Raw genomic sequence first — 24,918 nt, 5'->3', positions numbered from 1 at the left:
CAATGCGGGATCGAATGAATGTCTACTTCCCGCCGGAGCTGCTGCGGCAGATCGTAGAGCTCGCCGATCGCAGGAAGCTTTCGCGCTCGGCCATCGTCGAGGCGGCGGTTCAGTCGTTCCTGTCGCCGGATGCGGCTGATCGGCGCGAGGCGGCGCTCACACGCCGGCTCGACAGGCTGTCGCGGCAGATGCAGCGGCTCGAGCGTGATGTCGGCATCCTTGCCGAGACGCACGCATTGTTCGTTCGCTTCTGGCTCACCGTGACGCCCCCGCTGCCGTCCGAAGCGCAGGCCACAGCGCAGGTCAAGGGACGCGAGCGGTTCGAAGGCTTTGTGGAGGCGCTCGGCCGCCGGCTGCAGAAGGGGCAGAGCTTCCTGCGCGAAATCCCCGAGGATTTCGTCAGACCGCCGTCGAGCGAGCCCGGCTCCTGAGGCGGAGGAAGCGTCGATCGGGACCGTTCCAGCGCGCGGGTTGAGCTTGGCATCTACGCCAGAGTTTCTTTCCACCCGCCAGGCTTCGAACGTTCGAATCTTGCGCGTGCCAGGCCAGGCAAGCTGACCTAATCGACGGACCAGATGAGGTTCGAACGATGAAGAAAAAACTCACTTTGCAGCTATCCAGCGAGATTCTCGCCCGCCTTGCCGGCGCAGCCGAGGAAAGGTGCGTGAACCGCACGATCGTCGTGGAAAAGGCGCTCGAACGGTTTCTAGCCCAGCCGCTGGACGGACCGATGCCGGCGCAAGATCGCCTGCAGGGCCTGGAACAGCAGCTACAAACGATTCAGCGCGACATCGCGGCCCTCAATGAGACGGTCGCCCTTCATGCACGCTACCATCTGGCGTTGACGTCGCTGGCGGATCAGGAGAGCACGGGCGCAGCAAGGGGCAGTGATCGTGATTTCGACCAGGCGATGCGGATTGGCGCGATCCAAAAGCTGCAGCGTGACTTGTCGGAAAGGCAGCGAGAGACGCGACCCGATGGCGCTGCGCGAGCCGGTCAAGTGAGCCAGCCATTTCCGGCTCAACTTCGCCGTGCCGAGCCTCCAATCGCCGAGGTGTCCTGGGGCGTGCCTGCCGCCGGGGAGGGCGGCGAGGATCCCTTTCGCCTCCCGCCTCAATCGAGCCGTTGAGCGATCCCGCGAGCACGCAGATCACGGCAGTTCGTTGTCGGCCTATGCCTTCGGCCGCAAGGGCACCAAAGCCGGAGACCAAGGCCATCGCGAGATCACAGGCTGGCGGCTCGCGGCCCTGGTGTTTCTGCCCTTCGCAATGGGCTATTTCCTGTCCTATCTGTTTCGCACCATCAATGGACTCGTCTCTGCCAGTCTTGCCTCAGAGCTCGGATTGAACGCGGCCGATCTTGGTCTGATCACGGCGGCCTACTTCCTGGTCCTTGCGGCTGCCCAGATCCCGGTCGGCATGATGCTCGACCGCTATGGCCCGCGCCGGGTTCAGAGCGCGCTTCTTGTCGTCGCGGCCTTTGGCGCGGAGGCCTTCGCAAGGTCGTCGGGGCCGCTCTCGCTGCTCCTCTCACGCGCCCTGATCGGGCTCGGGGTCGCTGCTGCTCTGACCGCGGGTCTGAAGGCCATCGTTCTGTGGTTTCCGCGCGAGCGGGTGGCGTTGGTCAATGGGTACATGGTCATGCTCGGGGCGCTTGGCGCTGTCAGCGCGACGCTGCCCGCCGAAGCGATCCTGGTGAAGACCGGATGGCGCGGCCTGTTTGACATCCTGGCCGTCGCGACCGCTGCGGCAGCGATCCTGATCTATTGCCTGGTGCCGGAGCGCGAAACGCAGGGCTCGTCCGCGTCGGAAGCAGGTGGCTTGCGGAGCATTCTTCGCGACGTCCGGTTCTGGAGGGTCGCGCCGCTATCCGGAGCCTGCATCGGATCGGCGTGGTCGCTCCAGGGCTTGTGGGCATCCGCGTGGCTGGCCGACGTGGAGGGCATGACCCGCGCCCAGGTCGTGACAGCGCTGTGTCTGACCGCCCTGATGCTCAGCCTCGGTGCGTGGATGCTCGGTGCGTTGGCCAACTGGACGCGACGCAGGGGATTAGGTCCAGAGCATTTGCTGGCTTTGATCGCCGTGCTCTCCATGGCGGCGCAGCTGGCGCTGGTATGGCGGCTGCCATTGCCGGCAATCGCGCCATGGCTGATCATCGCGATCGTCGGAGCCGCTACCGTGCTCAGCTTTGCGATCATCTCGGACTATTACCCGAAGGAATTGGCTGGCCGCGCCAACGGGGCCTTGAACGTGGTGCATTTCGGGTGGGGGTTTCTGGCCCAGTACGGGATCGGTGTTTTGCTGGCCCAATGGCCGCAATCCAATGGGCACTATCCTGTCATGGCCTATCAGGTTGCCTTCGGAGTGAACCTCGCGCTGCAGGCAGCAGCACTGATTTGGTTTGCCGCTCCACGAGAGCAGAGACCGCGATCATCGGAGGCGAGCAGCGGGACCGAATTTGTCATGGCCGACCTCGCCGCGACCTCAAGCGATCGCCCGGCTCCCGCCCGCGAGCCGCCAAGCCATGCCAGATGGTGAGCCGACACCGCGGCGCCGGTGGCGACCTTCGCCTTCGCTACAGCAGCGTTCGCCGTCGCTCTCGGCCGCGAGGGGGCGGTGCTGCGGGCCCATGACCCGCGCTCTGAAAGCTGCTGCCCCGCCTTGGTGATCTGCTTGTGCCGCCCGAAAGAGCCCTCCTGTCTCTACGCTTTCCTGCGCCAGGCTACACCCGACGCGCTGTTGGTCTTGCTGCTGCAGGAGGTCTGCATCTTTGATCATCACAAGCGATGCTGACCGCGCTTCAATGATCGGAGATGAGAGTGACCGGCTTCGTCCAGACACAGCGCATCACGCGTGGCACCCGCATGCTGCGGACGGCATTGGGGCCTGCCATCGCGCGTCATCTCGACGATCAATCCGTCGTGGAGATCATGCTCAATCCAGATGGCCGGCTCTGGGTCGATCGGCTCGCGTCTGGCTTGGCCGATACCGGTGAGAGCCTCGCTGCCGGTGATGGCGAGCGCGTCGTCCGGCTGGTCGCGCACCACGTCGGGCTCGAGGTCCACGCGGGCTCTCCGCGCGTGTCGGCGGAGCTGCCGACGACGGGCGAACGTTTCGAAGGCCTGCTGCCGCCGCTCGTTGCAGCCCCGACATTCGCCATCCGCAAGCCCGCGATCGCCGTCTTTACGCTCGACGACTACGTGGCTTGTGGGATTGCGACCGCAGAACAGGCCGGCGCGTTGCGGCGGGCTGTTGCCAACCGCTGCAACATTCTGGTGGCCGGCGGCACCTCGACCGGCAAGACCACGCTTGTCAATGCCTTGTTGGCTGAAGTGGCGATGACCGGCGATCGCATCGTGCTGATCGAGGATACGCTCGAGCTGCAATGCTCGGCGCCCAACCTCGTGACGCTTCGAACCAAGCATGGTGTGGCGTCGCTTTCGGATCTGGTGCGCGCCGCGCTTCGGCTGCGTCCGGATCGCATTCCGATCGGCGAGGTCCGCGGGCCCGAGGCGCTCGATCTCGTCAAGGCCTGGGGCACCGGCCATCCCGGCGGCATCGGCACCATTCATGCCGGGTCCGCACTCGGCACCCTCCGGCGGCTGGAGCAGCTGATTCAGGAGGCCGTCGTGAGCGTCCCACGTGCTCTGATTGCCGAGACGATCAACGTGATCGCCGTTCTCGCCGGGCGCGGCTCGCAGCGGCGGCTCGGCGAGCTCGTGCGTGTCGAGGGGCTCTCACCTTGCGGAGACTACATCCTCGTTCCCTTGGGAGATCAGCGATGAAGGCGCGACTGTCTTGCTGGTCCATCGCCACGATGGCGATTGCCGCAGCCGCAGTGCTCGTGGCGGTGGCGCCGGCGCATGCGGCGGGCTCGAACATGCCTTGGGAGCAGCCGCTCAACAAGATCCTGCTTTCGGTCGAGGGACCGGTCGCCAAGATCATCGCCGTGATCATCATCATCACGACGGGTCTGTCACTGGGTTTTGGCGAAACCTCCGGTGGCTTCCGGCGGCTCATCCAGATCGTCTTCGGTCTCTCCATCGCCTTTGCCGCCTCGAGCTTCTTCCTGTCGTTCTTCTCCTTCGGCGGCGGCGTGGTGTTGTGATGGATAGTGAGATCAAGGGCTTCAGCGCGCCTGTGCATCGCTCGCTGACCGAGCCCATTCTGCTCGGGGGCGCGCCGCGATCGGTCGCGATTGTCAACGGCACCGTGTCGGCGGCGCTCGGCCTCGGTTTGCGGCTCTGGTTCTTCGGCCTGCTGCTCTGGTTCGTCTGCCACATGGTCGCAGTCTGGGCGACACGGCGCGATCCATCCTTTGTCGAGGTCGTGCGCCGCCACCTGCGGATTCCCAATCATCTCAGCCAGTGAGGCTCTCATGTTCAATTTGGCCGAATATCGCCGCACCAATATCCGGCTTGCGGACTTCCTGCCCTGGGCGGCGCTGGTGGACGAGGGCGTCGTCCTCAACAAGGACGGCTCGCTGCAGCGGACGGCGCGTTTTCGCGGGCCTGACCTGGAGAGCTCGGTCGCATCCGAGCTCACGGCAGTCGCCTTCCGTCTCAACAACGCTCTGCGGCGCCTGGGGTCGGGCTGGGCGATCTTCGTCGAGGCGCAGCGGCATTCGGCCGGAGCCTACCCAATTTGCGTGTTTCCGGATGCCGCGTCCGCCCTGGTCGATGCCGAGAGAAAGGCACAGTTCGAGGAGCAGGCGGCGCACTACGAGTCGAGCTATTATTTGACGTTTCTATACCTGCCGCCGCGAGAAGACTTAGCCCGTTCCGAACGGGTGCTCTATGAAGGCGCGCCGCAGCGGGAGGGCTCGCGCGGCCGCGACATCCTGCGCAGCTTTGTCGATCGCACCGACCGCATCCTGCAGCTCGTGGGCGGCTTCATGCCGGAATGCGGCTGGCTGGGCGACGACGCCGTGCTGAGCTATCTGCACTCGACCGTCTCGACCAAGCGCCAGCGGGTCCGCGTCCCTGAAATCCCCATGCATCTGGATGGGCTGCTCGCCGACCAGCCGCTGACCTGCGGCCTCGCGCCGATGCTGGGGGCGGTCAATCTCCGCGTGCTCACCATCATCGGCTTTCCCTCGGCAACGACGCCAGGACTGCTGGACGAATTGAACGGGCTTGCATTCGCCTACCGCTGGTCGACCCGCGCCATCATGCTCGACAAGCAGGATGCCGTGAAGCTCGTGACACGGATCCGCCGGCAGTGGTTTGCCAAGCGCAAATCTCTGGCGGCGATCCTCAAGGAGGTCGTGACCAACGAGGCGGCAAGCCTCGTTGACAGCGACGCCCACAACAAGACCGCTGACGCCGATGCGGCGCTGCAGGATCTCGGCTCCGATGAGATCAGCCAGGCCTATGTCACCGCGACCGTGACGGTGTGGGATCCTGATCCGGCGAGGGCTGACGAGAAGCTGCGCCTGGTGGAGAAGGTGATCCAGGGGCGCGATTTCACCTGCATGACGGAGACTGTGAATGCGGTTGAGGCCTGGCTCGGCAGCCTTCCGGGGCACGTCTATGCCAATGTGCGCCAGCCGCCGCTGTCGACGCTGAACCTCGCGCATCTCGTCCCGCTCTCGGCGGTCTGGGCAGGTGAGGTGCGTGACCATCATCTGAGGGCGCCTGCGCTGCTGTTCGGCCGCACCGAGGGCGCGACGCCATTCCGGTTCTCGCTCCATGTCGGCGATGTCGGCCACACGCTGGTGATCGGACCGACCGGAGCCGGCAAATCGGTGCTGCTGGCGCTGATGGCGCTGCAGTTCCGCCGCTATCCGAATGCGCAGATCCTTGCGTTTGATTTCGGCGGCTCCCTGCGGGCCGCCGCACTTGCCATGGAAGGTGACTGGCATGATCTCGGTGGAGCGCTGTCGGCCGATAGCGAGACCTCGATCGCGCTGCAGCCGCTGGCAGGCATCGGTGATGTGATGGAGCGCGCCTGGGCGGCGGATTGGATCGCTGGCCTGCTGGTCCGCGAGAAGATCGTGGTGACCCCGGACGCCAAGGAGCATCTCTGGTCGGCGCTGACCTCGCTGGCTTCCGCGCCAGCTTCTGAGCGGACCCTGACCGGCCTGTCGGTGTTGCTGCAGTCGAACAGCTTGAAACGGGCCCTCAAGCCCTATTGCCTCGATGGCGCTCACGGACGACTGCTGGATGCCGATCATGAGCTCGTGGGCGACCGGTCGGTCCAGGTGTTTGAGACCGAGGGGTTGATCGGGACCGCTGCCGCTCCTGCTGTCCTCGCTTATCTGTTCCATAAGATCGCCCGGCAGCTCGACGGCCGCCCGACACTTCTGATCATCGATGAAGGGTGGCTGGCGCTGGACGACGCCGACTTCGCGGGCCAGCTCAGGGAGTGGCTGAAGACCCTGCGCAAGAAGAACGCCTCCGTCGTTTTCGCGACCCAGTCGCTATCCGACATCGACGGCTCGCCGATCGCACCCGCCATCATTGAGAGTTGCCCGAGCCGCATCCTGCTGCCGAACGAGCGGGCGCTCGAGCCACAGATCATGGGCATCTATCGTCGCTTCGGTCTCAATGATCGTCAGATCGAGCTCGTCAGCCGTGCGGCCCCCAAGCGCGACTATTACTACCAGTCGCGCCGGGGCAACCGCATGTTCGAGCTTGGCCTCGGCGAGGTCGCGCTCGCCTTTGCCGCGGCGTCGTCCAAAGCCGATCAGGCCGCGATCTCGGACGTTCTGAAGTCCGCCGGCAGGGACGGCTTTGCGGCAGCGTGGTTGCGGCACCTCAAGCTTGGCTGGGCAGCCGACCTCATCCCCGGCCTCGACAATCTGGAGACGCGGCGATGATCTCTGGCAAGCGATGGGCCACGTCGTTGGCGCTGCTGGTTCTGACCTCGGCGGGGCCGGTGCGGGCCCAGCTCGTCGTCTTCGATCCCAACAATTATGCTCAGAACGTGCTGACCGCTGCACGTGAGCTGCAGCAGATCAACAATCAGATTCTGGCCCTGCAGAACCAGGCCGAGATGTTGATCAATCAGTCGCGCAACCTCGTCAACCTGCCGTATTCGTCATTGACGCAGCTGCAGCAATCAATCGAGCGGACCCAGGATCTGCTCAAGCAGGCTCAGCGCCTGGCCTACGACGCGCAGCAGATCGAGCGGGCGTTCAAGACGATCTATGCGCCGGCAGCCGCCGGCGCCAGCGCCGCTGACCTCGCAGACAATGCGCGCTCACGCTGGCAGACGTCCGTGGCCGCGCTGCAGGATGCGCTCAAGCTTCAGGCGGGCGTGGTCGGCAATCTCGACACCATCAAGAGCCAGTCCGCCGCGCTGGTTGCCGCGAGCCAAGGAGCCGCCGGCGCCTTGGCTGTCAGGCAAGCCGGCAACCAGATCCTGGCGATGCAGGCGCAACAGCTCGCGGATCTGACGGCGGTTGTGGCCGCCCAGGGACGGGCGCAGAGCCTCACCATGGCGGAGCGCGCGGCGGCCCAGGATCAGGCACGCGAACAGCTCCGCCGCTTCCTGACGCAAGGTCAGGGCGACCAGCCCTCCAACGTACGAATGTTTCACTGATGATGACGAGCGTTCCGGACCAAATCGGCGGATCCCCCGCCGCGGCTGCCCGGCAGCTCATGGTTGAGATTGCCCGATGACAGGAACGGGGATCATCGATCAATTCCTGGAGACCTTTACCCGGACAATCGACAGCGGCTTTGGTCTGGTGGGCGGTGAGGTCGGATATCTCGCAACCACGCTCGTCACCATCGATGTGACGCTTGCTGCGCTGTTCTGGGCGTTTGGCGGCGAGGACGATGTCGTCGCCCGGCTGCTGAAGAAGACCTTGTTTGTCGGCGTGTTCGCCTACCTGATAGGCAATTGGAACAGCCTCGCCCGGGTCGTCTTCGAGAGCTTCGCAGCACTCGGCCTGAAGGCCTCGGGCTCGGCGCTGTCGGCGGCGGACTTCCTCCGCCCGGGCAGAATCGCGCAAGTGGGTCTCGATACCGGGCGGCCGCTCCTCCAGGCGATCTCGGGCCTCCTTGGATATGTGAGCTTCTTCGAGAACTTCCTGCAGATTGCGGTCCTGTTGTTTGCGTGGGTGGTCGTGCTGCTCGCCTTCTTCATTCTGGCCATCCAGCTCTTCGTCACCCTGATCGAGTTCAAGCTCACGACGCTTGCTGGATTCGTGCTCATCCCGTTTGGTCTGTTCGGCAAGACCGCCTTCGCAGCCGAACGTGTGCTCGGCAATGTCATCTCCTCCGGTGTGAAGGTTCTGCTGCTCGCCGTGATCTCAGGAACCGGCTCGACCCTGTTCGGTCAGTTGACCCAGGTGACGAGCGGCGATCCTCCGACCGTCGAGAGTGCCATGGCCCTGGTCCTGGCGTCCCTGGCGCTGCTCGGCCTTGGATTGTTCGGGCCCGGGATCGCCAATGGTCTTGTCAGTGGCGGACCGCAGCTTGGAGCAGGGAGCGCGGTCGGAGCGTCGCTTGCAGCGGGCGGTCTCGTCGTGGCCGGCGCCGGCATGGCCGCTGGTGCAGCGGGGCTCGCAGGCGGCGCGATCTCTGGTGCGAGCCGTGCAGTCGCTCCGCTTGGCGCTATGGCGTCCGGCGGAGGGCGCGTCGGTGGCGCTGCCGTCGAGGCAGCAGGAGCGAACGCGAGTCCCCTGCGTCCAAAGGCGAATGCCGAGGCCGGCGGCTCGGATCAGCCGGGTCAGGCCGACGGCCCTGGCTCTCCAATGTGGGCGCGGCGCATGAAGGCTGCGCGCGCCGTCCATCAGGGCGCTTCTACAACGGCACAGGCCGTTCGCCATGCCGAGCACGGCGGGCAGGGAAGCGCGGTCGATCTCTCCGAGGGGAAATCCTGACATGTTCAAGCGATCATCTGTTCATTACGGCCGTACGCCCGAGCCGGTGACGCCCTATCAGAAGGCAGCACAGGTCTGGGATGAGCGCATCGGCTCTGCGCGCGTGCAGGCCAAGAACTGGCGGCTGATGGCGTTCGGCTGCCTCACACTCGCCGCAGGCCTCGCGTCCGCCCTGATCTGGCAGTCGGCCCGCGGTACGGTGACGCCCTGGGTGGTCGAGGTTGGCCATCTCGGCGAGGTCCAGCGGGTGGCGCCTGCGGTGGCTGACTACATGCCGACCGATCCGCAGGTCGCCTTCCATCTTGCCCGGTTTATTGAGGACGTGAGAGGTCTGCCAGCCGATGGCATCGTACTGCGCCAGAATTGGCTGCGCGCCTACGACTTCACGACCGATCGCGGCGCGGCTGCCCTGAATGACTATGCCCGCTCCAACGATCCTTTTAGCAAGCTCGGCAAGATCCAGGTCTCGGTCGAGGTCTCCAGTGTGATCCGCGCCTCGCCGGACAGCTTCCGGATCGCCTGGGTCGAGCGTCGCTACGAGAACGGCGCCTCGGTTGCGACCGAACGCTGGAGCGCGATCCTCACCCTCGTGCTCGCCATGCCGGACGATGCCGACCGCCTGCGCAAGAACCCGCTCGGCGTCTACGTCCAAGCCATCAACTGGTCGAAGGAGCTGTCGCAATGAGCAAGCCAATGGTCCGGAGGGCTGGAGGGCCAATGATGGCGGGGGCCGCCGTTCTGGTTCTGCTCTGCAGCTGCACAACGACCAATCTGCCGAAGATCACCTATGACAGCGAAGCACCATCCTTGCCGGCGCCGCCAGCCGCGCTGGATGGAAAGGTTCAGCCGCTTCATCTTCCGCCGCCCTGGAAAGTGTCCCTTGGTGGCAAGGCGGGAGCACAGGAAGAAGCGGAGCCGCTCGACCGCGTCGAGATGGCCAATAGCGCGGCGCGGGTCGAACCGCGCAAGAAGGGCTACTTCAACGCGACGCAGATCTATGCCTACAGTCCCGGCGCACTCTATCAGGTCTATGCGGCGCCCGGGCAGATCACCGACATCATGCTCGAGGAAGGTGAACAGCTCACAGGGTCGGGGCCCGTGTCCGCCGGCGACACCGTGCGCTGGGTCGTCGGCGATACCGAGAGCGGTGCGGGCGAACGCCGCCGCGTTCACATCCTGGTCAAGCCGACGCGTGCCGCGATCGAAACCAATCTCATCGTCAACACCGACCGGCGGACCTATCTGCTCGAGCTGCGCGCTCGTGACAAGCCGTATATGCCCGCCGTGGCCTGGTACTATCCCCAGAATGCCGAGACGAGAGCGCGCCAGCTCGTCTTGAGGCCGGAGCTGCCCAATCCGGCGCTGCGACGCTTCCGCTATCGCATCGAGGGGGATGATCCGCCATGGAGGCCGGTCAACGCCTATGACGACGGTCGCAAGGTCTATATCGAGTTTGCCCCTGGCATTGTGCAGGGTGAATTGCCGCCCTTGTTCGTCATCGGGAGCGATGGTGCGCCCGAGATCGTCAACTACCGTGCCTTCCGCAACATCATGATCGTCGATCGGCTGTTTGCCGCGGCCGAGTTGCGCCTCGGCGGCGAGGAGCAGCGCAAGGTCAGGATCGTCAGAACCGACGGAGCCTCAGGGTGAAAAACGGGGAGGATGAGGCTTCTGCGTCTCAGGCTCCGTCTGCAGCCGAGAAGGCTGAGCGGCGCACGAAAAGAATGCGCCTGAACGGAGATCTTCCGCCGGTTACGCGGCTGTCGCGCAATGTCCTGGCCGGCGGCAGTGCAGTTGCGCTCCTGTTGATGGGAGGCGCCGTCGTCTGGACATTGCAGACCAACAGGCCGAGCAAATCGGGTCCATCCGAGCTCTACAGCACTGATCATCACGACATCGCGGACGGGGTTTCGGCCCTGCCGCGTGACTACACCAGTCTTCCCAGGAACGTCCCAGTGATCGGACCGCCGCTGCCCGGGGATCTCGGCAAGGCGATTGTCGCTGCGCAGGGCCAGGCACTTGCGGTCACCCCCGATCAGGAGCAGCTCCGCCATGAGCAGGAGCGGGATGCCGCTCGCTTGAGCCGCCTGTTTGCGACGGTCAATGTTCGTGGCACCGAGGCCGCGGCGAGCGGGCCTCAGACCAGCGAACGCGCGGGCGCGATGTCCAGTCCCGACGACGCATTCGCCCAGAATGGCCAGGACCGCAAGCTCGCCTTCGTCAATGCCGCGGTCGATCGCCGGACCACGAGTGCCGACCGTGTCAGCCGGCCGGCCTCCCCCTATGTGGTTCAGGCCGGGACCGTCATTGCGGGGGCTCTGATCACGGGCATTCGCTCCGATCTGCCGGGACAGATCACCGCTCAGGTGACGGAGAACGTGTTCGATTCGCCGTCAGGCCGCTTCCTGCTTGTCCCGCAGGGCGCGCGGCTGATCGGGATATACGATAGCCAGGTGACGGCCGGGCAATCGCGCGTGCTCCTGGTCTGGACCAGGCTGATCATGCCCAACGGCCGGTCGATCGTCCTGGAACGGCAGCAGGGCGCCGACGCTGCCGGCTATTCAGGTCTCTCCGACGAGGTCGATAACCACCTCAGGCAGCTGGTTGGCGCAGCGCTGCTCTCGACGCTGCTCTCGATGGGCAGCGAGGTCAACGCGGGCGCCAATCTGAATACCAACAACGCCGCGATCATCCAGGCGCTCCGCCAGGGCTTCGGCAACTCCATGAGCCGTACAGGTCAGCAGCTCGTCGGTCAGCAGATGAACGTCCAGCCGACCCTGACAGTAAGGCCGGGCTTTCCGGTCCGCGTGATCGTCAATCGCGATCTCGTCCTCGAGCCGTATCAGGGGTAGCAGTCATGGCGAAGCTGAAGATCTCGGAACTTCCCGACGAGAAACCGGTCAAGATCACGGTCGAGCTGCCAGCGAACGTGTATCGCGATCTGCAGGCCTATGCCGAAGCTGTTGGCCGCCATTCGGACCAGCCGGCCAATGATCTTGGTCGCCTGGCCTCGGCAATGGTGGCACGGTTCATGGCAACTGATCGGGCGTTTGCCAAGTCGAAGCGGACACCAGCCCCCAAGGCCAAATAGACCCGCAGCCGCGCATCGCGATAGCTTGCTCCGCTCAACCTCGGAGTTGGCTATCGTCCGCCGAGAAACAGCACTGTTCAACCCGGAGCGGCCCTGGCTTGCGTGCCCTGGGCGGCAAAATGGCCGCAGGTTCCGGATCGCGCTCATCCAACCCCCACAAGCCCATCCAGGTCCGGGCTGCAGGCCAGTCCTTCGGCGGACTCCGACGGAGCATCCCCTGCCAAGTGCGGGGACAGTGCGGATGGGATCGGCTCAACAGGGGAGGGGCTCTCATGCAGCGCATGCGGGATGCCGGTCTGCTGGCGAACCAATTCCAGGATTGCTGATGATACTCCGATATAGGCTGCTCCGATATCGTGCCCCTGCAACGGCAGCTTCGCTCCCAGTGGCCTCACCGGGCAGCCATGGGCGGCGATGACATTCTTGAAGATCCAGCTGGGCATGACCCCAAGATAGGACGAGATGCCGTTGGCGAGGCCGAATTCCTGACAGGCCTGTATGAGCTGCCCGATCACTCGGCGCCGTCCGCCGGCGCTGAGCGCGCGATCGCAGCCGAAGCGCGATGCTTCCCAGACAGCGTCCGAATGCGGCAGCGAGCCTTCGACCAGGTTCGGCCACAAGGACTTGACCATGTAGGGGCGTGTGGTCGGAATCAGCCGTGCAGTTCCAAGCGCCTGATCTTGCTCGTCCACCACCAGGATGTAGGTGGCTGCCGGTGTGTCGAACTCATCATATTCCATGCCCTGATAATGAGGCACGGACCACCCCTGGCGCTCGACGAACATCCGGTATCGCAGCCGATGATGCGAAATCCAGGCTTCACCGTATCGATGGACGGTTTCCCACCTGATCAAAAGGGTACGCATGAGCATCTTCCAATGTGCCACGTGACAGGAAGGTGCAGACTAATCGGCACAGCGTCGGCGAGGCAGCTACCCAGTCGAGTAGCTCGCGAGCCTGTGGAGCGGCTGCCGTCCTACCGGCAGCTCAGAGGAAGACAACTGTCAGGCATCGCCCCAATATCACCTACAATCTGACGCAATTTTGGGTTGTGTTACGGTGGAGTTCTTGGCTTTTGCAAGGCTCGTCCAGGCCCGTTTGAACGGGTTCAGCACGGGATGGCCGCGAGGCCTGACTTGCGGGTGCTGCGTACCGGGAAGAATGTCCCTAGTGCGCATGATCCGATCGAAACTTATACCAGCAATCTCATGCACGCTGACACAAGTGCCGAACAGCGCTCATCAAGTAGGCACTTAGCTGCGCGATCTGGTCGCCGTAGTCGGCAAGATCGTCAGAGCCGCCGCGTCCGGAGGAGGGCAATGTTGATGACATCGCAGCTTCTGAAAAGATTGCTTGAATGTGATCGTCAATTGCGCGACGGAGCGTATCATGGTACGGTCTACCTCAGGTTGGGTTGAAGTTTGGACAAGCAAGCGCCTGCTTCTCGCCTTGATAGAGGCAGACGACGGGGCAAGGGCGGACCGTCGGCGATCGGGACATTCAGACGGATTCGTTTTCACGATCACATCTGGGCGGAAGTTTGCTAGGCGGAAGTTTGCGCAGCTTTGTCTGCCGTGAGGTAGCAATGGACCTCTTCAGCTTCATCGATTGTGCAAACCGCACGCAGTCGCTGTCCGACCTCTTCGATCTTCTCGTCGGTTCTGCAGCCGATGAGGGGTTCGGCCAAGTGGCTTATGGCGCCCTGAACTATGAAGAGACGGTACGGCTACCAGAGCATCCTATGCCGGCCATCGCTCTCAACTTTCCGCTCGAGTGGCGGAAGCACTATTTCGAGCGAAAGTATCACGAGATCGATCCGGTCGTCAGGCGAACGGCAATTCACAGCAGGCCATTCCTGTGGGATCACTTGCTCGAGCAGAAGCAGTTGCAGGACGGCGAGCGGTTGGTTCTTCATGAGAGCCGCGAAGCCGGTCTCATGCACGGGGTGAGCGTGCCGCTGTTTGGGCCGTCGGGGCGCATCTCGGTTCTTTCCTTTGCATCCAGCTTCGACGATGCCGACCCGATCCGGCATATGAAACATCTTCACGCCTTGGCGTGTCAGTTCCATGTCGCCTTTGGCGAGCTTGCCCCGCCACCGATGGACAAGAAGGCGATCAAGCTCTCGCCGCGCGAACGTGAATGCCTGAAGTGGACGGCGGAGGGCAAGTCCTCCTGGGACATCGGAATCATACTCAAGATTAGCGAAAACACGATCAACTTCCACATCAAGAAGGCGGCGAGAAAGCTTGGCACGAACAGCCGGACGGTCGCCGTCGTCAGGGCGATACGCCTTGGTCTGATCGAGGTCTCCGGACTGTCCGGCTCGTCTCCGCCGGTGTGGATGGATACAGCACCGACTGAAGCCGACGCCGCCCAACCGTTGCCGCTCTGACATTCAGGACGAAGCGCCGTTCCTGCCCGGCGCGCAAATGGCAAAAAGGTGCGATGATCGCGTTCCATCGCAAGCGTCGAGATCGATCGCTTCCGTAAGCCAACAGCGGCGCGTCCTTGGCCTGATCTCAAAGCCGCTGCAGTGATTGCACATACCGGCCGGACCGCCCGCCAACCCGCTTGACCAGCGCAGCTTGGCGGCCGTGAGCAATCCTTGTGCCTAATTGCCCCCGATCTGGCGCCTGACGAGCGACCGTTCGCTATCCAGGTTGGTAGCTGCACAACGAAGCGCTCGTGTTCTAACAATGAAGATATCGAACCGTAAGAGCCGCACAGGCGCTCGGCGCGATCAATCGGCCAAGCTAATTGTATGTACATCAATACAAGTCGGTCACCTTCGGCGAACGAGGAAACGATATCATGCAACACGCGACGGATTCGTCTGGCGATGCTCGTCCGGTGGGACGCTTTCGTAATACCGCGTATGTGATCAACGAGAGCAGGTCGCATTTCGATGCGGCACATGAGGCCGGACTCATGGCCGTCTATGGACGTTCGCTGCGTGGCCGCGCCGTCGCGCTCGGCGTCGGCGATCTTAGGACAAGGCCGCACGCGATCGATTTCGTTCGATGCTCATATCTCGGGCTCGACAATCATCCGGTAATCGTCTCCGGTGCAATTGATGCGATCGAAGCGCACCGTTCCGTGCACTGGTCGTGCGCTCGCACGCGTCTCAACTTTGACCTGCTCTCGGAATTGGAATCTACGCTCTCGGAGATGTTTTCCGCTCGGGTGATCGCCTTCTCCACCGTGATGCTGGCCAATCTCGGTGCCATGCCGATCTTGGCCTCCGGCCTTCTGACAGGAGGCGTCAAGCCGGTCGTGGCCTTCGATCGCTTGGCCCACATTTCTCTCGCCTATCACAAGCCGGTGGTCGCCGACGAGGCCCGGGTCGAAACCATTCCCCACAACGACATTGCCGCGCTGGAGAAGCTGTGCCGCGAAGAGCCGGTCGTCGCCTATGTCTGTGACGGCGTCTACTCCATGGGCGGACATGCACCGATCCCGGAACTGGCGAGGCTGCAGCAGCAGTATGGACTGTTCCTCTATATCGATGACGCGCATGGCGTGTCGCTGTTCGGTGAGCAGGGCCAAGGCTTCGCACGTTCGCAGTTCGGCAGCGACCTTGGTGATCGCACCATTATTGCGGCGTCCCTTGGAAAGGGATTCGGCGCGTCTGGTGGCGTTCTGATGCTTGGGACAGCAGCGCAGGAAGCGCTGTTCCGCCGCTACGCCCTTCCACATGCATTCTCGGCTGCTGCGAACCTGGCTGCGGTCGGGGCAGCTCTCGGCTCGTGCAGAATTCACCGGTCGGCAGAGCTTGGCCAGCGACAGCGGCGGCTGGCTCAGCGCATCGGTCTTTTCGACCGGCGAATTCCGACGGCGGAAAGCGGCAATTCGCTGCCGATCCGGATGATCACGGTCGGATCGGAAGCGGCCGCCATCGCCATGGCGCGTGAATTTCTCGATGAGGGCTTCTACACGTCGGTCACCTTCTTTCCGACGGTCGCCCAGGGCAAGGCGGGCATCCGGGTTTGTCTGACCGCCGACCACGACGTCGAAGACGTTGAGCGGCTGTGCGCCTGCATTCTGGCCAAGAGCCCCTCCGAACTACGTCAGCCGGAAACAATGGCCGCATCGGCCTGATCACCAAGAGCCAGACTGCTCAAGCTCAGAGCCCCGCGATGTGGCCGCTGGAGACAGGTTATGCAAAGAAGAGATGTTGATGAAGTCAATGCGAGCGCCGAGCGTGCTCGCTGCTGCAGGACAGGCCGGCTGCTACGTGCGCCCGGCGAACATCAGCTGGTCGGACGCCGGGCGATCGCGAACGGCCCGCGCGTTCCAGCCCCTTCATTGGCCGAGGGCACATTCACGCGGCTTCGCCACATGCTCATCGTAGGTGAAGTCCGCCCGGGTCAGCAGATGACGTTGGGCGTGCTGGCACGTCTGCTCGGAACGAGCCCGACTCCTGTCAGGGACGCTCTGTCCCGCCTTGCGGCCGCAGATGCCCTGTGCCAGAGCCGTGAACTAGGAGTCATCGTGCCAATCCTCGGAGCGGCTGAGCTGGAGGAACTCCACCGGCTTCGAATCGCCGTCGAAGGGCTGGCTTTCGCAAATGCTGCGGAGATGAACCGCAAAGCCGACTGGCGAGCCTTCAAGCTGCTCCACACCGATGTCTGCAGGGCAGCCGAAACAGCTCGCGCGGTGCAGTTCGCGTCTGCGGTTTGGGCGTTGCGCGCGGCGCTTCTCGGCCTGTCCGAACCGAGCGTCCTGTCGATGTTCGTCGACAGAATCTGGTGCCGATTTGGACCGACCTTTACTCTGAAGGCTGAGAATCCTGACACTCGACGGGAAATGACGATGCGGCTCGGCGACATCGTTGAAGCGATCGGCCAACGTGATCCGTCGAAAGCGGAGCGGGCTGTGATTGCCGAGATCGATGGCTGCGGCCTTTATCGCAATCTTGACGTGAATCAAGATCTGCCGGCGCCACCTCTCGTTCCAAACGCGGCGTCGGGCTCTGTGGCTGCGGGCCATATCCAATCGGGGGCCCATCATGTTTAAGCGTTGGCAACGACGGCCGATCGGCTCGAACTGGGGAGATTTCGGTGATGATGACGAGCTTGGCCGGCTGAACTATCTGACCCCGGAGGTCCGCAGGCGGGCGGCACGGTACGTCCAGGAGGGGCTGACATTCTGTCTCAGCCTTCCTCTCAACCTGCCGGGGGGGAACGTGATCCACCGTCTGAGGCATCCGCCCAGGCTTTCGGCTCTTGCCCGCGGCGAAGACGGCACACTGAACTACAACTATCCGCTTGCCAACGAGCAGGCAGGGGCGACCGATATCGTGAGCGACGACGTGGTCACGCTTGCGACACAGTATTCAACCCATTGGGATACGTTCGCCCATGTTGGGCAGAGCTTTGATGCCGATGACGACGGCGTCCCCGAGCCGCTTTATTATAACGGCTGGCGCGCCGGGCGCGACGTTGCTGCGCCCGATCCCGAGACAGGAGCGGCGCGAACGCTCCGACTCGGTGTCGACACCATGGCGCGCGCCTGTATTCAGGGACGGGGTGTCCTCATCGATTTGTGTCATCACCTCGGGCACGATCGGCACCTGGTCGGCTACGACGATCTGATGCGAATCATCGAAGCAGACCGGGTGGAAGTCCAACGGGGCGACCTGGTCTGCTTCTATTCGGGCTTCGGTGATCGCGTCCTCGCGGCTTCGGGCGCTCTCGATCCTGCCGATGCGCATCCTGCCCGCTGTCCGGAGCTGGATGGGCGTGACCGGAAACTGCTGGGCTGGATCGATAATAGCGGCTTGTCGGCCCTGATCTCGGACAACATCGGGGTGGAAGCGCTGCCGGCGCGCCCTGCTGATCTCGATCGCCGCGCGACGCTGCCGCTTCACGAGTTCTGCCTGTTCAAGGCCGGGATCGCACTCGGCGAGCTCTGGTACCTGTCCGAGCTTGCGACGTGGTTGCGAAGCCACGAGCGAAACTGCTTTCTTCTGACCGCTCCGCCGTTGCGATTGCCCGGTGCGGTCGGATCTCCGGTCACACCTGTCGCGACGGTCTGATTATGTCGGAAGCGCGAGGCACGTTCAGCGCAGCGGACAACGGCAGAGTGGCGCTGGTCACAGGAGGCGCCGGCGGTATTGGTCTTGCCATCGTGCGCCGTCTTGTTGAAGAGGGCTTCCGGGTGGCGTTCGTCGCCAGACAGGAGGACCATGTCGCCCGAGCTCTCGATCATCTCGGTTGCGATCAAGCTCGTCTGATGGCCGAAGCAATCGATGTGACCTGTCTGGAGAAGATGACCGCGTTTATCGATCGGCTGCGCCGGCGCTGGGATGATGTGACCGTCCTGGTGAACAACGCCGGCATCTCACCCAAGCGCAGCGACCCGGGGGCGCCATGGATGATGCAGACGTCACCAGAGGAATGGCAGAACGTCATTGCTGTCAATCTGAACGCACCCTTCGTGCTGACCCGCCTGGTCGCGCCAGCGATGATCCGGAGGCGTGCGGGACGGATCGTCAACATCGGCTCGCTTGCGGGACGCGCCATCCCCCAAGTAGCGGGCCCGCATTACGCGGCCTCAAAGGCAGGTCTTGTGGGTCTCACCCGTGCCGCTGCCCGCGACCTCGCTCCGTTTGGCATAACCGTCAACTGCGTTGCCCCTGGCCGCATCTTGAGCGACATGACGGGGCCCGCCGATAGCGAGGTCAACCGTGCAGCGCTCAGCCGGATCCCGCTTGGGCGCTTTGGAACGGCCGACGAGGTTGCGGGGCTCGTCGGCTTTCTCGTCAGCTCACCGGCCGCGGCATTCCTGACCGGGGCAACACTCGATTTCACCGGAGGTGAATTCGCCGCCTGACGTGACGATCACATCGCGGGCTCGACCAGCTCGGGTCGGTCGAGAGTGCCATCGTAGAGCGACAATGGCGGGTGAGCATCAGCTGCGCTGATCACGTCGATCAGCCAGGGGCGCTCGGCCGTCAGTGCGGTCCCGAGCGCAGTTGCAAGCTCGCCGGGGGCGGTAACGCGAATGGCGGCGCAACCGCAGGCTTGCGCGATCTCGGCATGAGAGACCGGGCCAAGATGGCAAGCGCTGGTGAACCGGCCGAACTTCGCGGTTTCGGCATCCTTCTGATAGCCAAGGACGCCATTGTTGAGGACGATAACGACCACCGCGATGCCGCTGCGAGCCATGGTTTCGAGTTCGGCCCAGCTATGAGCAAATCCGCCATCACCCACCACCGCCACGACAGGATGGTGAGGCTCAGCAAGCTTGGCGCCGATGGCTAGAGGAAGGCCCCAGCCCAGCCCGGCAAGTCCGCGCGGCGTGATGAAGCGCATCCCGGTCTGCAGGCCACGCAACTGGCCGACGATCCACATCGAGGCATAGCTTGCGTCCGCGACGACGATCGTCTCGGGCGTCAGGTGGCTCTGGAGCTCCTTCATGATCCGTTCAGGACGGATGGGCGACGTGTTCGAGTCCCGGACGCGGCAACGGTCGATCTCGAACTGGCGCCATGCCGCAGCGATATTGGCCTCGAGCTCGCTCCTTTGTCGCCGCCGTGCGCGTAGATCGCGATCTTGTATCGCCGAACACAGCAGGTCCAGTGTCGTTTCGGCATCGCCGACCAGACGTAGCGCTTCGTAGTTGCGCCCGATCTCCTGCGGATCGATGTCGATATGAATGCGCTTGGCGCTCGGGGGGATCAGTCGCCAGCTGTCGGTTCCGTTCTGGTTGGTTCGGGAGCCCACCAGGAGAACCGTGTCAGCCTCGTCGAGTAGCCGGCGTGTATGCCGCCCAAGCGAACCTGGCCCGTTCAAGGCGCCCAGAACGCCGCATGACAACGGGTGGTGCTCGTCGACGCTGCCTTTGCCCATGTTGGTCGTGAAGACAGGCAGGTGAGCGAGGTCCTGCAGCCGGGCCAGGGCTGCGGCGGCAGCTTTGGACGTGGCGCCGCCACCTGCGATGACGGCGGGTGCACGGGCTGCGGCGATCAGGTCGGCTGCGGCTTCGATGAGGTCTCTCGCGGGGCCGATGCGGTCGATCGGCCATTGTCCGTAGCTGGCATTCCGCTGCAGTCGCGGTGTGATGGCGCGTTCGCGCAGGAGATCGGCGGGCAGAAGCAGAACTGCCGGTCCAGGGCGTCCGCTTCCCGCCGCGACGAAGGCTGCATCGACATAGTCGTCGACGCGATCTGCGGTCAGCATGCGATGGACCGACTTGGCGCAAGGCGCGAACAGCGCCATATGGTCGAGATCCTGAAACGCGTTACGGTCCAGCTGGGGACGCTCGACGTCCTGAACCAGCGCCACGACGGGAATGCTGGCCTTGTAAGCTTCGGCCAGCGGTGGGACCAGGAGGGTTGCGGCAGGGCCATTCTGTGCAGCGACGACGGCAATCCGGCCGGAAATGCGGGCATAGCCATCTGCCATGGCGCCGCCCATATTCTCCTGCCGGTAGGCGACCTGTCTGATGCCAATTGCTTCTGCGGCAAGGATGACGGCTGAAGGAAGGCTCTGGGCGAAGATGATTTCGACGCCGTGGCGCTTCAGGGCCAGCGCGATTCGCTCGGCGACAGTCATGGTCTCGTTCTCATTCTGATTCACGGCTGACTCCACTCGAAGCTTTGCGCCACATCCGATAGAAAATTCTCGAAGACCTGCCCCACCAGGTCGACGTCGCCGTCTTCCATCGGGGTCGAAAGGCACGCGGCGGCGCCGTTCGGCAGAATGATGCCCTCAGCTGCGAAGTGACGCGTCATCTCGGTCATGATGGCGGCTTCGCTTGGCGACCAGAACGCCTCGCGGAAATCCCGTGGCGGCCGCCGTTTCGGGTGAATTCGAAACAGCGACGCGGCTCCGGTGACAGAGAACGCGACTTGCCATCGTTCGATCGCCTGCATGAGGCGGCTTCGGAGCAGATCGCCAAGTCTCTCCAGACGGGCGAAAGCTGCCTGATCAAGATTTTGCATTGCGACCAGACCGGCGGTCATCGACATTGGATTGGCCGAGAATGTCCCCCCTTGCGGCACGGCCGCCCTGCTCTGGCCGGCGTCGAACATGCTCATCACTGACGCGCGCCCAGCAATCGCACCGATCGGGAGTCCTCCACCGATGATCTTGCCGAGCGTATAGAGGTCTGGCTGCAGTCCGTAGCGGGCCGACGCTCCCGCGAAGCCTTGGCGGAAGTTCAGCACTTCGTCGCTGATGATGAGGATATTGTGAGCTCGGGCGGTCGACTGAATGGCCTCGACAAACTCGGGATCCGGAGCAATCAGGCCGGCACGGCTCGGCATCGGATCGACGACGATGGCCGCCAGGGAATTGGCGTTGCGTTCAATTCTTTCCACGGCTCCCTGCACGTCGTTGAAGCGCAGCGGCACCACCTCATTCAACACCGAGGCCGGCTGGCCTCTATAATAGGAAACGGATTGAGGCTCGTCCGTCGTCCCCCAATTGCTGGGTCCGCTGGACTGGCTCACTTCGACCCAATCATACGCGCCGTGATAGGCGCCCTCGATCTTGGCGATGGCGGGACGTCCGGTCCATGCGCGCGCCGCCTTGATGGCGAACATCACCGCTTCCGTACCGGTGTTGCAGAAGCGGATGCGCTCGATCGCAGTGACCCTCTCGCAGATCAGCTCCGCCAGCTCGATCTCGCGTTCGGTCGGATTGGCGAAACACGTTCCGTCGCGCAATTGCCTCTCGAGCGCCGATACGACAGGACCGAAGGCATGACCGTGGATCAGGGTGGTGAAATTCGCATTCAGGTCGAGAAATTTTCGACCATCTGCATCGAACACGTAAGCCCCTGATCCGTGGCTCACATAGCGCGGAAGCGGATCCCGTTCGATGGTGACCCGTGTTGTTCCATCGGGAAAGACGCAACTCGCGCGCCGGAAGGCCTCTTTGGATCTGGGCCCCACCTGGGTGGGTCCGGTCTGCCTCGCGGACGCCTGGGGCAGGGCTGATTGGACAGTCATCATGGGTTCTCGCTTCGACTGAAGTGAGCCATGACTAGGCGCGTTTGATATTTGATGCAACAAATTTGTTGCTGGGTGAGGGCTATTCGACTCTCGTGGCGAGCCGTCGGTAACCGTCGCGGATGTCCTTTTCGATCGCGGCTTGAACCCGGGCAGCGTCCCCGCTCTCCAGACCCGCGATCGCCTCCATGTGGTTGCTCACGCCCACGCGGGAGGTCGCGAATTCCGGGTACAGGTCGTTCAGCGATGGTCCGATGCGGACCCAAAGCGATTCGATCATGGCCGTCAGGCGCGGCATGTTCGCGGTCTGATAGATCAGGAAATGGAAGGCCTTGTTGGCCTTGAGGGCGGCAGAATAATTACCCGCGTCCAGCGCCGAATTGATCTGAGACTGAAGGATTTTGAGCTTTCCGATGGTCTCAGGCGGCATGTTTGCCGCCGCCGTCCGCGCTGCCAATGCCTCCAGCACCAATCGGATGGCGGTGACCTCATCCAGCGCAGCTTTGGTCAAGGGTGGAACGATGACGGTCTTCGGCCCGGCATTGACGAGGGCGCCTTCGCCAATCAGGCGCATGATGGCGTCGCGCGCGGGCGTCGTGCTGACCTCGAGCGCCTGGGCAACGGCGCGTACTGTCAGCTTTTGTCCAGCCGAGAATTCACCTCGCACGATCGCCTCCTTCAGGGAGGCGTAGGCGAGTTCACCAAGGCTGGTCTGGCGGTCGATCGGCACGAGAGGCATCTCGGCGGCCGATTTCAACGAGGAGTCGGTGAGGTCTGAGAACATGGCCGCACTCTGAGTGCACAGGGGCCGGATTTCAAGCGCAAGCAGGCCATTTGGTGCATCATTCCCTTTGTGTGTGCACCCAACGGTCCTGATCTATCTGCAAGAAGCTCGGCGTCTGCTATGTGATGGGCTCTTGACATAACAAATTTGTTGTCTGATACATCAAAATAGGGTGGTTGTCATATGGACAGTGAAGTGGCGGGCGGGTTTCGTATTGGGGTCGACATTGGTGGAACCTTCACCGACGTCAGTATTGTCGATGGGGCCGGTCATGTGCATGCGACCAAGTCGCCGAGCATGCCGTCAGATCCCGCCAAAGGTGTGATTGCAGCGCTCGAGCGTGCGGCCTCCGAGCTCGGCATGCCGCTTCCGCTGTTGTTGTCCCGGACCGACCTTTTCGTTCACGGCTCAACCATCGCGACCAATACCTTGCTCGAGAGAACGGGCGCGGTCGTCGGTCTGCTCGGCACCGAAGGATTTCGCGACACCATCGAGATCAGGAGGGGCTGGCGAGACAATCCCTGGGACCATCGTGCTCCCTGGCCAGATCCCATTGTGCCGCGGCACCGGCGATTGTCCGTGGTCGAGCGGATGGACGCGGAGGGCAATGCGGTCATCCCGCTGGATCCGGCGTCCGTGCGCCGCGCGCTCGACCGCATGCTCTCGTTCGGCGTCGAGTCTGTCGCCATCTGCCTGCTGCACAGCTATCGCAATTCCGACCATGAGCAGCGATGTCGTGACATCATTGCCGCGCATGCCCCGGAGCTTTGGGTGACGCTGTCCAGCGAGCTCGCCCCGGTCGTCGGTGAGTACGAGCGGGCATCGACGTCAGTCATCAATGCCTATGTGGCGCCGCGCGTTGTCCCTTATCTCAACGGCCTCGAACGTGAGCTCCGGGCGATGGGCCTGCGCGCGCTGTTGATCGTTCAAAGCAATGGCGGCGTCGTCTCGGTGGCTCAGATCGCCAAGCATCCGGTGGCCATGCTGCTGTCCGGTCCCGCGGCAGCCGCCGGTGCGCTCACCCATTTTCAGGCGGAGGCCGGGACTGATCATCTGATCTCGCTCGAAGTCGGGGGGACGAGCTGCGACGTGATGATGGTCAATGCAGGCGAGATCGGCATGACCGATCTTCTCGATATTGAACGTTTGCGCGTCGCGGTGCCATCGGTCGAAATCACGACCGTGAGTGCCGGCGGCGGTTCGATTGCCAGCGTGGACGAAGGAGGGCTGCTCTGCGTCGGCCCACGCGGGGCGGGATCCAATCCTGGGCCGGCCTGCTACGAGCGCGGCGGCTTGCAGCCTACCGTGACCGATGCTCAGCTGCTGCTCGGCAGGCTGCGGCCTGGAGCGCAGGGCGGCGGCGCGATCATTCTCAATCGGTGGCTCGCGGAGGAGGCGATCCGCACCCAGATTGCCGAGCCGCTCGGTCTTCAGCCGTTTGAGGCGGCCGTTGGCATCATTCGGCTGGCCGAGCAGACGATGCTGCATGCTGTCGAGAACGTCAGCATCGAGAAGGGGCTGGATCCGCACCGCTTTACTCTTGTTGCCGGTGGCGGAGCAGGCGCGCTGCATGCGAGCAGCATTGCGCGTCTGGCACGCTGCCAGAACGTCTTCGTACCGCGTCTGGCGGGAATATTGTGCGCGTTTGGAATGTGCAACACCGACCTGCGCTGCGATCTGCAGCGGAGCATTCCGATCGCCCTGGAGCAGCAACATCGTGGCATTCTCGACCGGCTGACGGCGAGTCTGATCGGGCAGGCAACAACGCTCCTGGAGGAGGAAGGCTTTCCACCCGAGCGCCGGCGATTCCTGACGCAGTGGCACCTGCGCTATTTCGGTCAGCAGTCATCGATCCCGATCACCGTGCGGGACGACGAGCCGATTGCCGCAATCATCGAGCGGTTTGAAGCCGAGCATCTGCGCATGTTCGGTCATACTCAACCGGACGGTCGCCATCAGGTCGTTTCCGTCAAGGTCAGTGGCTTCGGACTTCTGTCCCGCTTGCATGCTCAAGCATCGAACTTCGCCGGCAGCCGTGGGAATGATCCTGACGGGCGGCGCGAAATTTGGGTCGATGCCGAACATGACTGGCAAGAGGTCCCGGTGTTCAAAGGGAGTGCGCTTGCATCCCATAGGCTGGTCGATGGCCCGGCCATCGTCGAGGAAAGCACCACCACGATTCTCGTGGGTGCGCGTGATCGGCTCCGGGTGACCTCCGGCGGCAACTACATCATCGAGCTCCAATAGGGGAAC

Annotated in this window: 23 protein-coding genes; 19 read left to right on the top strand and 4 right to left on the bottom strand. The window is 63.5% G+C overall.

Translation table 11 applies throughout. The features are described from left to right. Positions 1-2 precede the first annotated feature (2 nt). The 13 genes from QW887_RS28645 (at position 3) to QW887_RS28585 (ending at position 11,923) form a co-directional block, all read left to right on the top strand. Positions 3-431 (top strand): CopG family transcriptional regulator, encoded by a 429-nt coding sequence (locus QW887_RS28645; protein WP_315716450.1) that lies wholly within the window; start codon positions 3-5, stop codon positions 429-431. Between the two features lie 158 nt (positions 432-589). Further along, a complete protein-coding gene (locus QW887_RS28640) occupies positions 590-1,129 on the top strand; it encodes a hypothetical protein (protein WP_315828467.1) in 540 nt (179 codons plus the stop codon). Positions 1,130-1,163: 34 nt separating this feature from the next. Then, positions 1,164-2,537 (top strand): MFS transporter, encoded by a 1,374-nt coding sequence (locus tag QW887_RS28635; RefSeq protein WP_316195568.1) that lies wholly within the window; start codon positions 1,164-1,166, stop codon positions 2,535-2,537. A gap of 281 nt (positions 2,538-2,818) precedes the next feature. After that, entirely contained in the window at positions 2,819-3,784 is a 966-nt protein-coding gene (gene trbB, locus QW887_RS28630; RefSeq protein ID WP_316176075.1) for a P-type conjugative transfer ATPase TrbB, read from the top strand. A gap of 32 nt (positions 3,785-3,816) precedes the next feature. Beyond that, complete coding sequence (locus tag QW887_RS28625) at positions 3,817-4,107, top strand: TrbC/VirB2 family protein (protein WP_316176088.1); 291 nt, start codon at positions 3,817-3,819, stop codon at positions 4,105-4,107. Beyond that, the gene (locus QW887_RS28620) at positions 4,107-4,370 is read left to right on the top strand and encodes a VirB3 family type IV secretion system protein (protein WP_315773483.1); all 264 of its coding nucleotides are present in this window, start codon (positions 4,107-4,109) and stop codon (positions 4,368-4,370) included. Before QW887_RS28625 ends, QW887_RS28620 begins: the two co-directional genes overlap by 1 nt. Before the next feature lie 7 nt (positions 4,371-4,377). Continuing rightward, the gene (gene trbE / locus QW887_RS28615) at positions 4,378-6,819 is read left to right on the top strand and encodes a conjugal transfer protein TrbE (protein ID WP_316176074.1); all 2,442 of its coding nucleotides are present in this window, start codon (positions 4,378-4,380) and stop codon (positions 6,817-6,819) included. After that, positions 6,816-7,544, top strand: coding sequence for a P-type conjugative transfer protein TrbJ (gene trbJ / locus QW887_RS28610; protein ID WP_316176073.1), 729 nt, complete (start codon positions 6,816-6,818; stop codon positions 7,542-7,544). Before trbE ends, trbJ begins: the two co-directional genes overlap by 4 nt. 76 nt (positions 7,545-7,620) lie before the next feature. Further along, complete coding sequence (gene trbL / locus QW887_RS28605) at positions 7,621-8,832, top strand: P-type conjugative transfer protein TrbL (RefSeq protein WP_316195566.1); 1,212 nt, start codon at positions 7,621-7,623, stop codon at positions 8,830-8,832. A 1-nt stretch (position 8,833) separates the two neighbouring features. Beyond that, a complete protein-coding gene (gene trbF, locus QW887_RS28600) occupies positions 8,834-9,517 on the top strand; it encodes a conjugal transfer protein TrbF (protein WP_315801446.1) in 684 nt (227 codons plus the stop codon). Between the two features lie 32 nt (positions 9,518-9,549). Beyond that, positions 9,550-10,482: a P-type conjugative transfer protein TrbG gene (gene trbG / locus QW887_RS28595; protein WP_315828474.1), complete on the top strand. Its 933-nt coding sequence runs from the start codon at positions 9,550-9,552 to the stop codon at positions 10,480-10,482. 74 nt (positions 10,483-10,556) lie between these two features. Next, positions 10,557-11,684 (top strand): TrbI/VirB10 family protein, encoded by a 1,128-nt coding sequence (locus QW887_RS28590; RefSeq protein WP_316195565.1) that lies wholly within the window; start codon positions 10,557-10,559, stop codon positions 11,682-11,684. A 5-nt stretch (positions 11,685-11,689) separates the two neighbouring features. Continuing rightward, positions 11,690-11,923, top strand: coding sequence for a DUF2274 domain-containing protein (locus QW887_RS28585; protein WP_316176069.1), 234 nt, complete (start codon positions 11,690-11,692; stop codon positions 11,921-11,923). Between the two features lie 143 nt (positions 11,924-12,066). Here the strand turns inward: QW887_RS28585 and QW887_RS28580 are convergent, their stop codons facing one another. Further along, on the bottom strand, positions 12,067-12,789 hold the full coding sequence (locus QW887_RS28580) for an acyl-homoserine-lactone synthase (RefSeq protein WP_316176068.1): 723 nt from the start codon (positions 12,787-12,789) through the stop codon (positions 12,067-12,069). 719 nt (positions 12,790-13,508) lie between these two features. On the opposite strand from QW887_RS28580, the gene QW887_RS28575 reads away from it, so the two are divergent. The 5 genes from QW887_RS28575 (at position 13,509) to QW887_RS28555 (ending at position 18,757) form a co-directional block, all read left to right on the top strand. Next, positions 13,509-14,315: a LuxR family transcriptional regulator gene (locus QW887_RS28575; protein WP_316176067.1), complete on the top strand. Its 807-nt coding sequence runs from the start codon at positions 13,509-13,511 to the stop codon at positions 14,313-14,315. A gap of 419 nt (positions 14,316-14,734) precedes the next feature. After that, positions 14,735-16,021: an aminotransferase class I/II-fold pyridoxal phosphate-dependent enzyme gene (locus QW887_RS28570; protein ID WP_316176066.1), complete on the top strand. Its 1,287-nt coding sequence runs from the start codon at positions 14,735-14,737 to the stop codon at positions 16,019-16,021. A 60-nt stretch (positions 16,022-16,081) separates the two neighbouring features. Continuing rightward, on the top strand, positions 16,082-16,939 hold the full coding sequence (locus QW887_RS28565) for a GntR family transcriptional regulator (protein WP_316176065.1): 858 nt from the start codon (positions 16,082-16,084) through the stop codon (positions 16,937-16,939). Further along, positions 16,932-17,960 carry a cyclase family protein gene (locus tag QW887_RS28560; protein ID WP_316176064.1) on the top strand — a complete coding sequence of 343 codons (1,029 nt, stop codon included), beginning with the start codon at positions 16,932-16,934 and terminating at the stop codon, positions 17,958-17,960. The genes QW887_RS28565 and QW887_RS28560 overlap by 8 nt, the downstream gene beginning before the upstream one ends. A 47-nt stretch (positions 17,961-18,007) precedes the next feature. Beyond that, complete coding sequence (locus tag QW887_RS28555) at positions 18,008-18,757, top strand: 3-oxoacyl-ACP reductase FabG (RefSeq protein ID WP_316176063.1); 750 nt, start codon at positions 18,008-18,010, stop codon at positions 18,755-18,757. A gap of 8 nt (positions 18,758-18,765) precedes the next feature. On the opposite strand, the gene QW887_RS28550 is transcribed toward QW887_RS28555, so the two are convergent. From QW887_RS28550 to QW887_RS28540, 3 genes are all read right to left on the bottom strand, one after another. Continuing rightward, positions 18,766-20,481, bottom strand: a complete 1,716-nt coding sequence (locus tag QW887_RS28550) for an acetolactate synthase catalytic subunit (protein ID WP_316176087.1) — start codon at positions 20,479-20,481, stop codon at positions 18,766-18,768. Positions 20,482-20,501: 20 nt separating this feature from the next. Continuing rightward, a complete protein-coding gene (locus tag QW887_RS28545) occupies positions 20,502-21,881 on the bottom strand; it encodes an aspartate aminotransferase family protein (RefSeq protein ID WP_316176086.1) in 1,380 nt (459 codons plus the stop codon). An 82-nt stretch (positions 21,882-21,963) separates the two neighbouring features. Beyond that, positions 21,964-22,665, bottom strand: coding sequence for a GntR family transcriptional regulator (locus QW887_RS28540; RefSeq protein ID WP_316176062.1), 702 nt, complete (start codon positions 22,663-22,665; stop codon positions 21,964-21,966). Positions 22,666-22,848: 183 nt separating this feature from the next. Here QW887_RS28540 and QW887_RS28535 point away from each other — a divergent pair, with 183 nt between their 5' ends. Then, positions 22,849-24,912, top strand: coding sequence for a hydantoinase/oxoprolinase family protein (locus QW887_RS28535; RefSeq protein ID WP_316176061.1), 2,064 nt, complete (start codon positions 22,849-22,851; stop codon positions 24,910-24,912). Positions 24,913-24,918: the final 6 nt, after the last annotated feature.

The sequence above is a fragment of the Bradyrhizobium sp. SZCCHNRI3052 genome (genome assembly GCF_032484895.1).
Lineage (GTDB): Bacteria > Pseudomonadota > Alphaproteobacteria > Rhizobiales > Xanthobacteraceae > Bradyrhizobium.
The sequence above is the reverse complement of the archived record's forward strand: the minus strand, read 5'-3'. Positions and strand labels throughout refer to the sequence as shown.